Origin of the sequence: Streptomyces sp. NPDC006384 (assembly GCF_042870695.1) — a bacterium.
In the GTDB taxonomy this organism is placed as follows: Bacteria; Actinomycetota; Actinomycetes; order Streptomycetales; family Streptomycetaceae; genus Streptomyces.
On sequence record NZ_JBIAHR010000019.1, the window covers coordinates 12,295 to 25,341 of the forward strand.

At 68.2% G+C, this 13,047-nt stretch carries 14 protein-coding genes; 1 reads left to right on the forward strand and 13 read right to left on the reverse strand.

From position 1 onward, the window contains the following. Nucleotides 1–57: 57 nt before the first annotated feature. The 13 genes from ACFYOJ_RS24505 to ACFYOJ_RS24565 all read right to left on the reverse strand — a co-directional run bounded on the left by ACFYOJ_RS24505 (nucleotide 58) and on the right by ACFYOJ_RS24565 (nucleotide 11,738). Entirely contained in the window at nucleotides 58–816 is a 759-nt protein-coding gene (locus tag ACFYOJ_RS24505; protein ID WP_356558395.1) for a hypothetical protein, read from the reverse strand. Between the two features lie 315 nt (nucleotides 817–1,131). Further along, nucleotides 1,132–1,572 (reverse strand): hypothetical protein, encoded by a 441-nt coding sequence (locus ACFYOJ_RS24510; RefSeq protein ID WP_356558394.1) that lies wholly within the window; start codon nucleotides 1,570–1,572, stop codon nucleotides 1,132–1,134. Between the two features lie 201 nt (nucleotides 1,573–1,773). Next, nucleotides 1,774–2,196, reverse strand: coding sequence for a hypothetical protein (locus tag ACFYOJ_RS24515; RefSeq protein WP_356558393.1), 423 nt, complete (start codon nucleotides 2,194–2,196; stop codon nucleotides 1,774–1,776). 101 nt (nucleotides 2,197–2,297) lie between these two features. Beyond that, a complete protein-coding gene (locus ACFYOJ_RS24520; protein ID WP_388597833.1) occupies nucleotides 2,298–2,513 on the reverse strand; it encodes a hypothetical protein in 216 nt (71 codons plus the stop codon). Between the two features lie 214 nt (nucleotides 2,514–2,727). Continuing rightward, entirely contained in the window at nucleotides 2,728–3,099 is a 372-nt protein-coding gene (locus tag ACFYOJ_RS24525) for a hypothetical protein (protein WP_356558392.1), read from the reverse strand. 266 nt (nucleotides 3,100–3,365) lie between these two features. Next, a complete protein-coding gene (locus ACFYOJ_RS24530) occupies nucleotides 3,366–3,701 on the reverse strand; it encodes a hypothetical protein (protein WP_356558391.1) in 336 nt (111 codons plus the stop codon). 170 nt (nucleotides 3,702–3,871) lie between these two features. Next, complete coding sequence (locus tag ACFYOJ_RS24535; protein WP_388597836.1) at nucleotides 3,872–4,930, reverse strand: hypothetical protein; 1,059 nt, start codon at nucleotides 4,928–4,930, stop codon at nucleotides 3,872–3,874. Nucleotides 4,931–5,704: 774 nt separating this feature from the next. Further along, a complete protein-coding gene (locus ACFYOJ_RS24540) occupies nucleotides 5,705–7,129 on the reverse strand; it encodes a hypothetical protein (RefSeq protein WP_356558389.1) in 1,425 nt (474 codons plus the stop codon). A 477-nt stretch (nucleotides 7,130–7,606) separates the two neighbouring features. Beyond that, on the reverse strand, nucleotides 7,607–7,900 hold the full coding sequence (locus tag ACFYOJ_RS24545) for a hypothetical protein (protein WP_356558388.1): 294 nt from the start codon (nucleotides 7,898–7,900) through the stop codon (nucleotides 7,607–7,609). A gap of 150 nt (nucleotides 7,901–8,050) precedes the next feature. Further along, nucleotides 8,051–8,827 (reverse strand): hypothetical protein, encoded by a 777-nt coding sequence (locus tag ACFYOJ_RS24550; protein ID WP_356558387.1) that lies wholly within the window; start codon nucleotides 8,825–8,827, stop codon nucleotides 8,051–8,053. A 55-nt stretch (nucleotides 8,828–8,882) separates the two neighbouring features. Next, nucleotides 8,883–9,356: a hypothetical protein gene (locus tag ACFYOJ_RS24555; RefSeq protein WP_356558386.1), complete on the reverse strand. Its 474-nt coding sequence runs from the start codon at nucleotides 9,354–9,356 to the stop codon at nucleotides 8,883–8,885. 112 nt (nucleotides 9,357–9,468) lie between these two features. Further along, complete coding sequence (locus tag ACFYOJ_RS24560) at nucleotides 9,469–10,098, reverse strand: hypothetical protein (RefSeq protein WP_356558385.1); 630 nt, start codon at nucleotides 10,096–10,098, stop codon at nucleotides 9,469–9,471. A gap of 428 nt (nucleotides 10,099–10,526) precedes the next feature. Further along, entirely contained in the window at nucleotides 10,527–11,738 is a 1,212-nt protein-coding gene (locus ACFYOJ_RS24565) for a DUF932 domain-containing protein (RefSeq protein ID WP_356558384.1), read from the reverse strand. 379 nt (nucleotides 11,739–12,117) lie between these two features. Between ACFYOJ_RS24565 and ACFYOJ_RS24570 the strand changes: the two genes are divergently transcribed. Next, nucleotides 12,118–12,510, forward strand: a complete 393-nt coding sequence (locus ACFYOJ_RS24570; protein WP_356558383.1) for a hypothetical protein — start codon at nucleotides 12,118–12,120, stop codon at nucleotides 12,508–12,510. Nucleotides 12,511–13,047 lie beyond the last annotated feature (537 nt).

The following is a 13,047-nucleotide window of genomic DNA, read 5'->3' on the forward strand; positions in this document are numbered from 1 at the left end:
AGGGGTGCCGGATGTCCGGTGGAGCGTGTAGGAGCCCACCGGGTGCGGGCGGTGGTGTCAGGCGAGGTTCGCGGCGGCCAGCACCAGCGAGCCGAGGGCGGCGAACAGGTGGGCATCGCCATGGCTGTATCCGGCTTTGAGGCCGTGGGCGCGGGCGTTGGCAAGGTGCGCCATCCCCCGGATGCTGTCGTCGTCGTCCATGTCGCCGTACTTCGCTTCGGCCGCCTGGATCACCTCCCCAAGAAGGTCGGACAGGTCGGCGGCGTAGCTCATCTCCCAACGTCCGGGGATGTGCACGACCGTCCCGAACGTGGCGGGCGCCCACGTGGCGAGCTGCACCCGGATGGTTTCGATCAGCGCCGCTTCGTTGATCGTGCGGCGGTCGTCGTTGAACGGGTCCAGTTCGAACCGGCCCTCGTAGCTGTCCCGGAGGTAGGCGCGGGCGACGATGAGCGAGTACAGGGCTCCCAGCAGGTAGGCGTCGCCGTGGCCGTGAGCGGCGTACAGGGCGTCGGCGTGGGCGTTGAGCAGGTGCGCAATACCCCACGCTTCAACATCCCCGTCCGCCTCCACGCCCCAGATGCGGACGTGTTCGGCCACCGCGGCAATGAGCTGGGATACCTCTTCGGCGGGCGCGGCGGCGACCATCTCAGGGCGGGGGACCGTGATCCCGAACTCGGTTGTCACCCAGGTGCGGAGCTGCACCCGGATCGCTTCAGCCAGCGCGCCCGTGTCCATGACCGGCTTCGGGTGCGGGTAGGTACTCAACCCGGCCGCGATGCCGTCGGCGACGTAGGTGTTGGCGGACTCGGTCATGAAGTCGTCTCCCTTGTGTCGGGGTTTATTGGTGCGGGGTGGAACACCTGAGCGACGGGGAATCACCGGCGACCAGCAGCCGCAAACTATGCTTCTCCGCCTAGTTATTCAATGAAAAAGCGCACAGATGCTGACGCGCCAGGCGGCCCGGGCAGAGGCGCGGCAGACGCCGCGCCCCTGGAGCGCCGACCGAAAGGACTGGAGCGGGACGGTCCAGTACCCCGTTCAAGGTCGTAGCGGTCACGTGGTGTCAGTCCCGGCCGCGCCCGGCCCGGGCTGCGTGCGGCTGGTCGCTACCCCTTGGTGCACACAGTCTCAGCGGGGCGACTGCGGGGCGCTGTAGGGGCGCAGGAGGCGTTCGCGGTGGTCTTCGTTTTCGGTCTCCCACCGCTCAGGGCGGGCCTGCGGGGACAGCAGCAGGCATGGGATTTCGCCCTCGCCGTCGCCCTCGTTGCGCAGGTCCTCGGGGAAATCGTCGAAGACTGCCCCGCTCACGCGCAGGGTGCGCAGGACATGACGGATCTGGAAGGCGTCGGCCGGGTCGTGGCTGCCCCACCGAGCGCGGAGGGGGTGCCTGGCAGGCAGCGGCGGCAGAGAGTCGGCATCCGTGAAGTCCGTCAGGATCTTTCCCTCGCCATCGCGGATGCTGCTTGGGAAGAGGTCCGTGGCGAGATCGCGCTCGGGGTCGATCCACAGGACAAGGTAAGCGGCCTGGGGGAACTGGGCACGCAGAGTGTCGGCAACGAGGTGGGCCACATCACGCGCGGCGGCCCGCTGGGTGTGGACGGTCTGAGTCCACGACGCGATGTCGGTGGCACGGGGGGGGATCGGGCTGGAGCCAGCGGGAGTCGCCGGCGGGGAAGTGCGGGTCCATGGCGGCAGGTTCCTTTCCAGGACGGGAGACGGTGGCTGCAGAGTGGGGCGCGGCGAGGTACCGCGCCCCTGGGAAGGCAGGGGTCAGGCGCAGCAGCCGGCGGCGGGGGTGCGGTGCGTGGCGCAGGTGGTGCGCTCGCCCGGAGTGATCACGCCGTACTGCTGGCATATGTCCTCGAAGGTGAGGAGGAGCACCGGGTGCGTCCCCTGGCGCGGGTCGTAGTCGGGGGCGGTGAGGTCGGCGTGGATGGCGGTCAGGAATTCCAGGGCCACGCGGGGAGTTTTTTGGGGGGGCTGGGTGGCGCCCAAACGTTCCGCGGCGGCGAGGGTCACGGCAAGGGAGCGGGCAACACGCAGGGCGGCGCTGCACTCGTCCATGGCCGACTCGGCGGCGGTGCGTGGCTTTTGCACTCCTTCGGGCTGGGAAAGCGCGGCATCCGCCCTGGTGGCTTCGTAGACGACGACGGTGACGTGTCGTATCGCGGGGGTACCGTTGGGCGCGGGCATGGCTGCGTCCTCTCGGGACAAGGAGCGTGGGTGAAGGAGGAGGGCCAGGCGGGCGGCATAGAGGTGCGGGGCCGCCCGGCGTCCTGCAGTACGCGGCGTCGCTACGCCGAGGCCGCCGGGGAGCGGCGACCGGTGTTGTCCTCGCGCCGGTGCGGGACGACCAGATGTAGGACGCTTCTCCGGTACTCCAGCGTCGTGAACGTCTTGCCGTCGGCCAGCTCATCGGCATGCTGGTCGGCCCACCACTTCCTGGCGGAACCCCGCCGCGCGGCAACGGGCCTTGCCCTCGTCAGCCATCTAGCGGCGAGCACCTTCACGGCCGTAGGGGCGCGTTGTGCCGATGGCTTGCTTCCCTCAGCGCGCACCCGGACCGCCCTGCCCGGGCCGGTTGTTGCACGGCGGCACTGAGTCGGTCGACAGCGGCACGGCCGCCCGGTTTGTGCCGGGCGGCCGAAGGATCCCACTTCGACGTGGGCCCACCGCCCGCCCACAGCGGGCTCGGCCGGGGTGAGCTCTCTGCTGTGCGACGGGTCAGGCGTCGCGACGTTCGGCGAGGCGCGCACCTCGCCGAATAGCCTTGGCGTCGTCCCAGCCGAGCGCAGCGGACGCCTCGAACACGACCTCTGCGGCAGGGGCCAGCGTCTCCTGCGCCTGAAGCAGGAACATCAGCCGACCGCGGTCGGCGCTGCCTTCGGGAGCACCGAGGAAGGGGGCTTCCGGCGCGCGGAGGGCGGCGGCGCCGTGCTCGGTGACGTGCTTGATCTGGGCGATGTATCCGGCCCAGTAGGCGCGGCTCGTGGTGCCCTGTCCGGCCGCATTCTGCAGGGCCTCGACGAAGGCGTCTGCGGCGTTCGTGAGCCGCTCGATCGCGTCAAGGGCTTCGTTGGTGACCTTCTGAGGCATGGTGTCCCTCCGGTGTCTAGAGGTGCCGCAGGGCGGCGCGGCGGTCTCCGGGGAAACCCCGGCAGTCCTCGGGCCAGGACGGCAACGTGCCGAAGGTTCCGAGCGGGTTGGACTGAAGCGAACATATGAGCTGGGTGGGGTTCATTCAACGGTGAGTTGTGATGGATCCCGGGGTGCTCCGACTGAGGCCGGCCAGTGGTGTCCCTGCACTCCGTGCGGCCACGGCCTGAGCTGCCGTCCCGGCCTCTCCCCCAGGTAGGTCCAGGTCAGCGGGCGGCTGCCCGGATGATCTCTTCGGTCTCCCTCGGGCCGTACTGCACGACGAGGTAGTCCACTTGGCCACTCAGGCCGCTGTTGTTCACATCGGCGGCCTGACGTCCGGCCTCGTCGTAAATCGCGTCGGCAACGACGGGGTCCTCGGCCTCGCTGGTGGCGTTGCAGTGATCGCTGGCGTAGCGGGCGGCCGCGTCGTGCACGGCGTCATACAGGCCGACTGGGTCAATGCCGATGCTCTCGGCTAGTGCGAGGAGGCGTGCGGCGTCCGCAGCGTCCTGCGACCCGAGCGGCGCGGTGGCTTCGATGTCAAGTGCGGTGTCGGGCATCAGCGTTCTCCTCGTGGTGAGTCACGTTGGATAGTGAGGGCCCGCCCAGCCGTCGTGACTGAGCGGGCACCAGCGCCGAGGGCTTCTGGCGTGAGGCGCGCCGACTGCGGGCAGCGCCTGGCTGCGGAGCGCGGGGCGATTAGTTCGTTGCCTCATGCGGGAGGGCGTGGTCAGGGGAAGCACAGGCCCACGTGGTCGACGGGCTGCGGACAGCCGTCGAGGCACTGGTGTCCGGCCCGCGCCTGGCAGGTGTGCAAGGTCTCGTGGCAGTCGATGCAGAACGCGGGGTGCCCGGCCCACTCGGTGGCGCGGGCCAGGAAGCCGACGCGCCTGCAACGCTGACAAACATCGCTCGCCAGAGGCGGCCAGGTAGTACCGAGGTAGGTGTAGACAGTTTGTGGGTCAGGGGTGTTGTTGGTGGTGATGTGGGGGGAGGCAGCGAGTTCGGGGAGCCTGGCGGCGGGGACGATGAGGTGGTGCAGGCGTCGGTCGCCGTACGGTGAGACGGGGGTGCAGTTGAGATCTCCGAGGATGCGGCGGGCGTCATCGCGGCCTCGGATGCTGCTCGGGTGGACAACGGCGGCTTCGGCCAGGCGGGGCACATAGCGGTGGCCGGCGGCGGTAGTCCATGTGCCGCGGTCGTCACGCCAGAAGCCGCGCGGTTCTCCGGGCTCGCGGGCGTCATCCCAGCCGGCGACGATGAACCGCATCGCAGCGGGGCTGATTCCCCTCGTGCCACTGTGGCGGGTGCCGTCGATAAGGAGGTCGTGGGTTACGCCCCACACTCGCCGGGCCTCCCATGCGGCGGCCACTGCGAAGTCGCCGTCGGCAAGTCCGTAGGCGGCAGCATGTGCCACCTCCCAGTCAACCGTTGGCGTTCCGTCGGCGAGTTGGTCGAGTGCGGCGATCACCTGCTCAGGCAGCAGGTCATTGCAGAACAGGCGGGCAGCATCGGACTGAGAGATGTCGAGTCCGGTGCGAGCCGCGTCTTTGATGGGCAACCGTGCGGCCCCCTTGCTGGCCCATCCATCCGGTCGCAGCACGTAGTTGGAGAGATGGGCGGCCCAGTGCTCAACGTACATCGTTGCGGGCCGGTAGTCGGGTTCGTGCCCTGTGCCCGAGGCGGCTTCGTGTGGATCAAGGACGGTGAGATCTGCGGCGCCTCTGGCTTCTTGGTCTTCCTGGGTCATGTGCTTAAGGACGGCTCGGGCGAGTGCCGCATTCGGCATGGTCAAGTCCTTTCAGGGTGCAACGGGCGGGGCGGTATGGGCGCCAGTTCAGGAGCCGGTTCTGGTGTGCATCGGCCCCTCCTCGGAGGGGCCCGTGTAGGGGGCGCGGCAGGTGGGGCGCGAGTGGCGCGCGTGGCGCGGCCAAGATTGGGGCGGTCCAAAACCCGACCGACGTCGGCAAACTATGCAAGTCATCCCCTTCATTCAACAAATGGAGAGTCTGATTCATTGAGCACTGACAGCCGGGGAGACCGCCCGAAGGAGCCTCTCACCCCGCCGCCGCCTGATAGAGCAGGGGCACAAGGATGCAGCCCAGGGCCTTGCTGCCCCGCAGGGGAAGCGGATGCCGCCGAGGTGCTGCTAGAACGCGCATTCACGCTCGGTGGGCTCCAGGGGTCAACGAGACACAAGCCTTCCTTTCTCATGGGACCCGCGATAGGGACTGCGTGTGGGTGAGGAGCCGGGCCTGTGTGATAGCACCGCCGATGGCGGCTGACTGCCTTCCCTTCGCCACAACATTCAATGAACGGGTCGACGCGTGAGTGCAGGGAAAGGCGTGACCTTGCGGAGCAGCGGCGCGTACAGGGGGGACCCGAGGGGCTGCGCGGAAGTCCTGCGTGGATGATCCTCCCGGCCCTCGCAAGTCTCAGCGCCGGCGCAGCAGGGCGCGGTCTGAGAGCCCACGAGGGGCCGTCGCGTGGGGCGAATTTCGGCTCCGCCCTTGGTCGCCCGATTCGACGGACCCGGGCCTCGGAGCCCGGGTCCGTCGTAGGGTCAGTGCCAGGCGATCAGCTCGTAGGGGGCCGCGGCGAGTGGATGCCACGGGCTGGGGACAGGCTCCTGTGCGGGCCCCGGCGCTGAAGAGAGTGCCTCGGGGAGGGCAGCACGCTCCTGGAGGGGTCCGTCGAGCCGGTACAGCGTGGCCTGGTAGGCCGCCGTCGGCTCGTACCAGTCATCGCCCTGGACGGCGGCGGAGAAGGCCGCACCGTTGAACACTGAGACGCCGTCCGCGATCATCTGGGCGATGTTCCGGGTCCCCTTCGCGCCCGCGCGGGTCGGGATGTAGGTCCACGGGTAGTCGCGGCGGAAGCCCACGAGCGCGCCGAGTTCTGGCAGGCTGATGGTGACGGTGCCCTCACCCTGAGGTACGTCCGCCGGACGGAACTTGATGCCGTACCACGGTGCCGTGACGCACTGGCCAACGTCGTTGAGTGGGAACGATCCGCCGCCCAAGGGCTTGCCGGTCTTGGGGTTGATCCCGCGCTTACCACGGGTGTCCGCCCACCAGTCTTCCGGGAGGTTGAGTGCGGTCGCGACGGTAACCTTCGGCAGGGCAGGGCGGCCCTGGTAGGGCTCGATCCGGCGGTCGAGGTCCGGCGTCCAGTCCGGCAGTCGGCCGGTGCGCTTGAGGACGTGCGCCCACATCTCGCGGGCTGCCTCGTCGCCGTCCACGTGGTCGGCGTAGCGGGGCCACCCGTAACGGGTGGCCACCATCCACGCGCGCTCGCGATGGGTAGCAGCGCCGAAGTCGGCGGCATCCGCGACCTGCCATGAGCACCAGGCCCAGCCGAAACCCTCCACGCTGGTGATCTCGGACTGGATGGCCTCCGCCAAGGCCGGGGACTGCTTGAGCAAGTTCGCGCTCTGCTCCATGGTGATGGAGACCAGCGGGGCGCCGATCTGGACGAGGCACATCGGCCAGATCAGCATCTCGGCCATGAGCGCCGTACGGTCGTCGGTGACGACGCTGGCCGCCCACTTCCGGAAGTCCGCGGGGGTCATGCAGGGGGGCAGGTGACCGCCGCCGCAGAACTCGCCCAAACCGTCGGCGTCGGGGTGGTCCTCCATGCCGTCAAGGACGTCACCGAAGTAGCCGTGCGGGCCGCCGTAGAGGCTGCACAAGTCGTCCACCTCCAAAAATCCGAACGCCTCGCTCGCCTGCCACATGATCGACTGGAGCTGTGCGACCTCGTCGGAGTCCCACCCGGACCGCTTGCCCGCGCCGGAAAGGGTCTGGCACGGCGGGGAGCCGTGGACGCGACTGACGCCCCGCAGGACTGGGTGGCGGGGGTCGAGCGTGCGCACGTCCGCCTCGACCACCCAGTGACCGGCCGCCCGAGCAGTTGCGGCAGCGTCGCGGTTCCACTCGATCAGGACCCAGTCGCCGCTACCATCCACGAGTCCTCGGCCAGCGGCCATGCCGCCGGGCCCTCCGAAGATCTCCACGCCGCGTTCCGGCTCGCCCTCCTGCCGGTCCCGTGCCCAGTGCGGGGGGTACGGTGCGGCGAAGGCCGTGCAGTCCTCGCAGTCCGCGCACGCCCCACCGGCTCCGCAGCGCAGACAGTCGGCGCAGGTCCACCCGTCCCACTCGAACACGGCAGGCCGAAACCCATTCGCGTACGGACGTCCCTCCTCATCCGTCGCTTCCACTGGAGCCTTCACAGTCATCGCACTCACTTGGAACCCCTCCCCTGTCGGTGTGCTCAGGGCCGCCCTCCCGGCCACACCTGTAAACTATTTAATCGCCAGCATCTATTCAATAAAGGGCCACGCAAAGGCGCTCTGACCTTCAGATATTCCCCGCTCTACAGTCGGCCCACTGCCGCCTCCCCCGTCGACACCTCCGCCCTTCTTGCTGCCATTTCTTCTGTCTCTCGCAATGCCGGGCAGAGGCGCTCAAGGGCGGCAAAGGATCGCGTGGGTCCCGATTCGCCGCCATACGACATGGCATGCTCCACGAATGAGCTCAGGACCATATGCCCAGGTGGCCCGGCCGTTCGGATTCCACGTCAGCTCGAATACACCGCGCGCCACCTGAAGGCCCTTGATCCGCAATCCGGGACGAAAAAGACCAGACTCAAGATCGGGCACGAACTCCTCGAGCACCACTCGCTGGAATCGCCGGCGTTGGACCGGGGTGAGCTTGAGGAGATCAGACGCGAAGCGCGGCGACATCTCGTAGGTGGGCATGACCTTCTCCGTGAATGAGAGGATCGCCCCCGGCTGTTGCCGGGGGCGATCTCGGTTGATGCGTGCCGGTCTCCGGCCTCAGGACAGTGGATGGAGTCATCCCGAGAGAGGCGGGGTGCCTTCCCGGCGGGTGCCGCGAGGGCGTCCCCCTCAGCGGGAAGAGGGGCGGGACTTCCCTGCGGCAACCCAGTCGATGGAGGACACCCCCGCTGCGATCTGGATGAGCGCGGCGCGCGCAACGGTCGGGATAAGACTGCTGTCGAAGAGCCGCTTGGCGTCGACGGGGTCCAGGCCGAGTGCGGCTGCGGCTACTTCCTCGACGTTGAAGAGCAGCCCTTGGAGCCCGACCAGGCGACGCCAGGCAAAGCGGCGGGAGTGGGTGTAGCCAGCAAGGTACGCCGCCCAGCCGGCTGTGCACATGCGCACGCCTTCGGAGAGCACGTCCCCTGGAAGGAGTTCCTCGGCCCCACTGAACCAGCAGGTTTGGTCGAAGTGACGGGGCTCGGTCTCGATGCGGTTGATGAGCATCTGGGCGAATTCCGCCGCAGGACGAGCGGCGGGGGCCGGACGAGACATCAGCGGCATTCCGGTGAGTCGTGTGAGGCGCCCGCTGCGGCGGCGGCTGAAGCACGGGGTGTGACTGTCCCGGCCCAGGACGTGCAGAACGTCCCCAACTCCGATGGCTCGCGTGTTGTAGGGCCACGGGGTCCCTTCGTCGTCGTGGCCCTGATGGTTTCCGACTAGGAAGGCGGCCTCAGCTGCCTCTCGCGCGCTCGAGCCCCGGATGACCAGCTTGAGGGGGCGGCCATCCTCGGGATCCGGGTACGAGGTCAACCAGTCAGTGGGCTGGTAGTCGGTGTACTCGGCTTGCTGAGCTGGTGGGTTGCTCTGATTCCGTAGGGGGGTGACGATGAATACCTCAGACATGCCGAACTCCTGTTCGGTTGGGTTGGTAGGGACAGGCCCCGGGTGCTCGGGCATCTCAGTGGCGCAGGTGCTCGACGTCGCCGGTCCGCAGGTGTACACGAAGGACGTCCTCATGGTCCGGCGGGTCGAGCTCGGCGAGCCGGCGAAGGGCGTTGCGCAGATCGGGATCCGTCAGTTCGGCGGCTAGGCGCGCTTCCTCGGTGGTGTAGGACTGGGTGCTGGTAGCCGCGCGGCTGAGGGTGGGGCGGTCTTCGCTCGCAGCCAGCGCAACGATGAACGGGCTCCAGGTGGACTCCCCGTATTCCTCGGTGGTTGTGAAATACGCTGTCCCGTTCATGTGTTGGCCGCCTGCGTCGTCCAAAAAGGCGCGGACGCGCTCGGCCAGGAGGGCCGACAGGGCCCCCTGCATGGCAGGGGGGATTGCGTCGGCGAGGGCGTCCAGAGCGCCAAGGGGAAGCAAGCGGAGGACCTGCTTGGCCTGCTCTGGAGTTGAAAGGATCGCGGCAACTTCAGCGGGCGTTGGGAGCATAGCGAGTCTTCCTGAGTTGCATGCGGGCCACGCGGGTGGGCGGATTACCCCACGGCGAGCCGCAAATGAATTACAGGCATTCATTCATTAGAGGAGCGAGGATCGCTCGTGTTCAGTGCCAATCAACGAGGTCGCTGGGCGCCGCGGCGAGAGGATGCCAAGGGGACTCGAGTGCAGACGCTGGCAGGGAAGCAAGAAGCCGGTTCCGCCAAGCCTGCGCGTAGCGAGGGCAGTTGGAGCAGCTCTTGTGTGTGCAGCCGGGGAGAGGCGGTCGGCGACGGGCGCTGAAGGACCAGGCAAGGGAGTCACTGGAGTACAGCTGGTGACACGCGGCGCGGAGGCCGGTCACCTTGAAGCCGAATCCGTGAAGCCTGATGCCCATGCCGGTCAGGGTCTCAACGATGATGACAGCCTCGCGGGTGCTCTGACGTCGGCACACCGAGCCAAGGCCGACGCGCGGCTCCGCGGTGAGGTCGATGCCCATGGCGTCGTACATCTCGACGCACCGAAGGTAGTCGTCCCGCGTCCATCCCTGTAGGACGGGCATCCAGGGAAGGTCTTCGTCCCGCCACAGGAGGTTGATGTAGCTGGCGACGGTCCGGCACTGGTGGTCGTAGATGGTCTGGCCAGTGCGCGTGAGGATTTCGGGTTCGCACATCCAGTCCTGTATCGAGCAGAATTCCAGTTCGCCGATTTCATCGTTGTAGCGGCGCACAGCGGCGGCGTAGTCCTTCGAAGACACGGTCCATTCCCCGTACATGGACAGTTCTGTGAAGGCTCCGGAATCCAGGAGCCAGGGGGTGACCGCACGTGGAAGCGTGCGCCGGTCGGCCAGTCGGCGGTGCGATACGCACAGGGGGATGACGCGGCTACCTCCGAACTCCTCGCGGGCCAGCCAGGACGGCTCATGTGTGCCCAGGTAGGTGTTACGGTCTGTCTCTTCGTATTCATGCCGCTCCCGCCATCTTGGATTGGCGACCGGGTCCGGGCGCGCGGCGTCCGTAGAGTGACTGTGTGCGGGGTTCGGGCGGCAGGTGGTGGAAGACGTCACAGGTGCTGCTCCATGGTTGTGCGGTGGGCCCGGCGGCACATCGCCGTCCGGCAGGTGCTTGGTGTGAGTGAGGGGGCAGGGCCCCGCCGGTGCGGGGCCCTGCCCAGGGACGTTGCGGCTCAGCGCGCGGCGAGAGCGAGAGCGTCGAGGGCCTTGGTTTCGAGGACGTGCGCGGCGTCGGCGTCCTCGACGGTCTGGGCCACGGAGGTGAAGGCCTGCATGACCCCGCCGGCCGTAGTCTGGCCGCCCTTGATGAAGTGGCGCAGGATCGCGTCTGCGGTCTCGTCCGGAATGCTGAGCTGCCTGGTGACTTCCTTGACTGTCGTGCCCGGGTCCGTGATCTCGGTCGCGGCCTGCTCCGTGACGCGCTCGATGACTTTCTCCACGTAGTTGTGCGAAAGGAAGTGCGCGACGGCGTCGGCGGTCTTGGAGGTGATGAGTTCCAGTTCCTTGGTCTGCGTTGCCACAGACCAGTCGATCGTGCCCTCCTCCACTCGGGCACCAAGGTGGACGGCCTGCATGGTGTCCTTCTCGATCGTCATGCCGTTGTTGCAGACGCGGAACACCGCGCGGGGGGTGATGCTGAGCCGTCCGCAGCCGACTTCAGAGTTGGTGATGACCAGGCCGGCGTGAACTTCCGGGAGTTCCGCCCCGGTCTGGTTGGAGAACGGAGACCGGTAGTCCTTCAGCAGCTCGCGGGCAGCGACTGCGACCTGCGGGGCTTCGATGCGGACATACATCTTGCGGTCGCTGAGGTCGCAGCCGGTGACCTCACCCAGATTGCCAGCCTGGCGGATGCCGTCCAGCGCCGCTACGAGGACGTCGAGGTTGTCCATCACCTTGTACTTGTCACTCAGCAGTGCGCGCGCCACCCCAGTCCCCCGACTGCGGTCCTGCAGTGTCCGGACCATGAACTTGCGGGTCGGCGTGCTCGCGAGCCAGCCGTTGATGTTCGCGTCGTACAGGCCGATCTGCTCACGCCGGGTCTTCTTGAGGTAGCCGACCGGGATTCCCAGCTTGGCACCGGCCTGCTCGTCAAGGACCTCCGTCGGCAGGAGCCGCGCCTCCGCGCGCCCCACACCGTTCGCGGTGATCGCCGACGGGTCTCCGGCGATTCGCAGGATCCCTCCCTCCATGCGCAGGTCGGACGCGGAAGTGACGATGTCCACCTTCGAGCCCCGCTGGGCACGCAGAAGGGACACCATGTCTCCGAGGGTCGCGTTCCGCGCTCCTGTGAGGCCGTCCACCGTAGGTGCGACGCGGGCGATGGCTCCGGCAGCCGCGTCGCCCTGGGGCTCCGCCGCAAACAGCGTGTTGAGGTCGAATTCCATTTTCCGTTCCTCCGTCTCAGCGTGTCCGGACCACCCGGGCACAACTGCAAACTATGAAATCAGTGGCTTGCATTCAATGATTCTCAAGGAACTTCGGCGGCGCGGCCGAGACGAGGCGGAAGCGGCAAACCCAGACCGCGCGAAGTCGCCTCGCCAGCCCCGGCGACCTGCCTTGAAAGGCTGGGGGGCGTAGGACCGACTCCCTTCTCGCCAGCTGCGCCGTGTGCACTGACATCGGAGAGACGTCCGTAGCCCCTTACGGCCTCTGGATTGCCGGTGCGGGCCGCCGCAGCGGCCCGCACCACAGAGACATCCCCCGGTTCAGGAGTTTTGGCGCACCGAGGCGAGCCGGCCGGAGTCCGCGATCAAGTGGCGGGTCGTGCCGCACCAGGACGAAAACAAGGAATGCAGCCTTGTCGCGATCCTCCTCGACGACTGCTCCCTTCCCTGCCCCGAGCTCGGCGATCCCTCCAACAGCGCCGACCCGGCCGGCGCCGCGTTCGAGGACTTCCTGCGCTCCCACGCCGTCGTCCTCACCCCGCCCGCCCGCGCCTACCTGGCCGGGCTCTCCGCGGCCGGGCCCGGCGAACTCCCGCTGCGCCGGCGCCACGAGACGGCCATGCGCGCGGTGTTCGCCGTCGGCGGGGAGGCGGCCGACCTGCTGGCCGCCGACACCGGTCCCCTGCCCGACCACATGGCCTGGATCGACCTCCTGGACGTCGCGGCGCTGGAGCGGTTCCTTACTGCCACGGAGCCCGATCAGCCCCGGTGACTGCCCGAGGCCGGCGCGGCCGCCAGAGCGATGACCGTGACGTCGTCGCGGTAACCCTCCTCGTCGGCCTCAGCGGCAGCGGCCAAGGCGTCGGCCAGGGCCTGGGGATCCGCCGCGTACGCGCGGACAGCACCTCCATCCGTGCATGGCCCACCTGGTCCGAGACGCCGTCGGACAGGAGCAGGACCAGGCGGACGGCTCCCGGGATCTGCGCCTCACGGCACATGGCCGCTCCTGCCTGGGCGAGACCGGTCCGCGACCAGTTGTCATGCTGCTCCGAGAGTTCCACGACCACACCATTACGGCGCAGGTACTCGCCCATCGTCTGGTCGGTGCTCCATTGGATGAGCACGTGGCCGTCCGGCCGTAGGCGCGACAGTCCCCGATCCAGTGGATCGTGGTGGGCTGGCCCGGCTCCATGCGGGCGTAGACGGCCGAGGCGTGCGGCGGGACATCGTAGGCGTGGGCCATCTGCCCAGCCGTGGTCAGCGCGGCCAGCCCGCCCATGGTCATGCCGATGTGCGTGATCACCGGCGG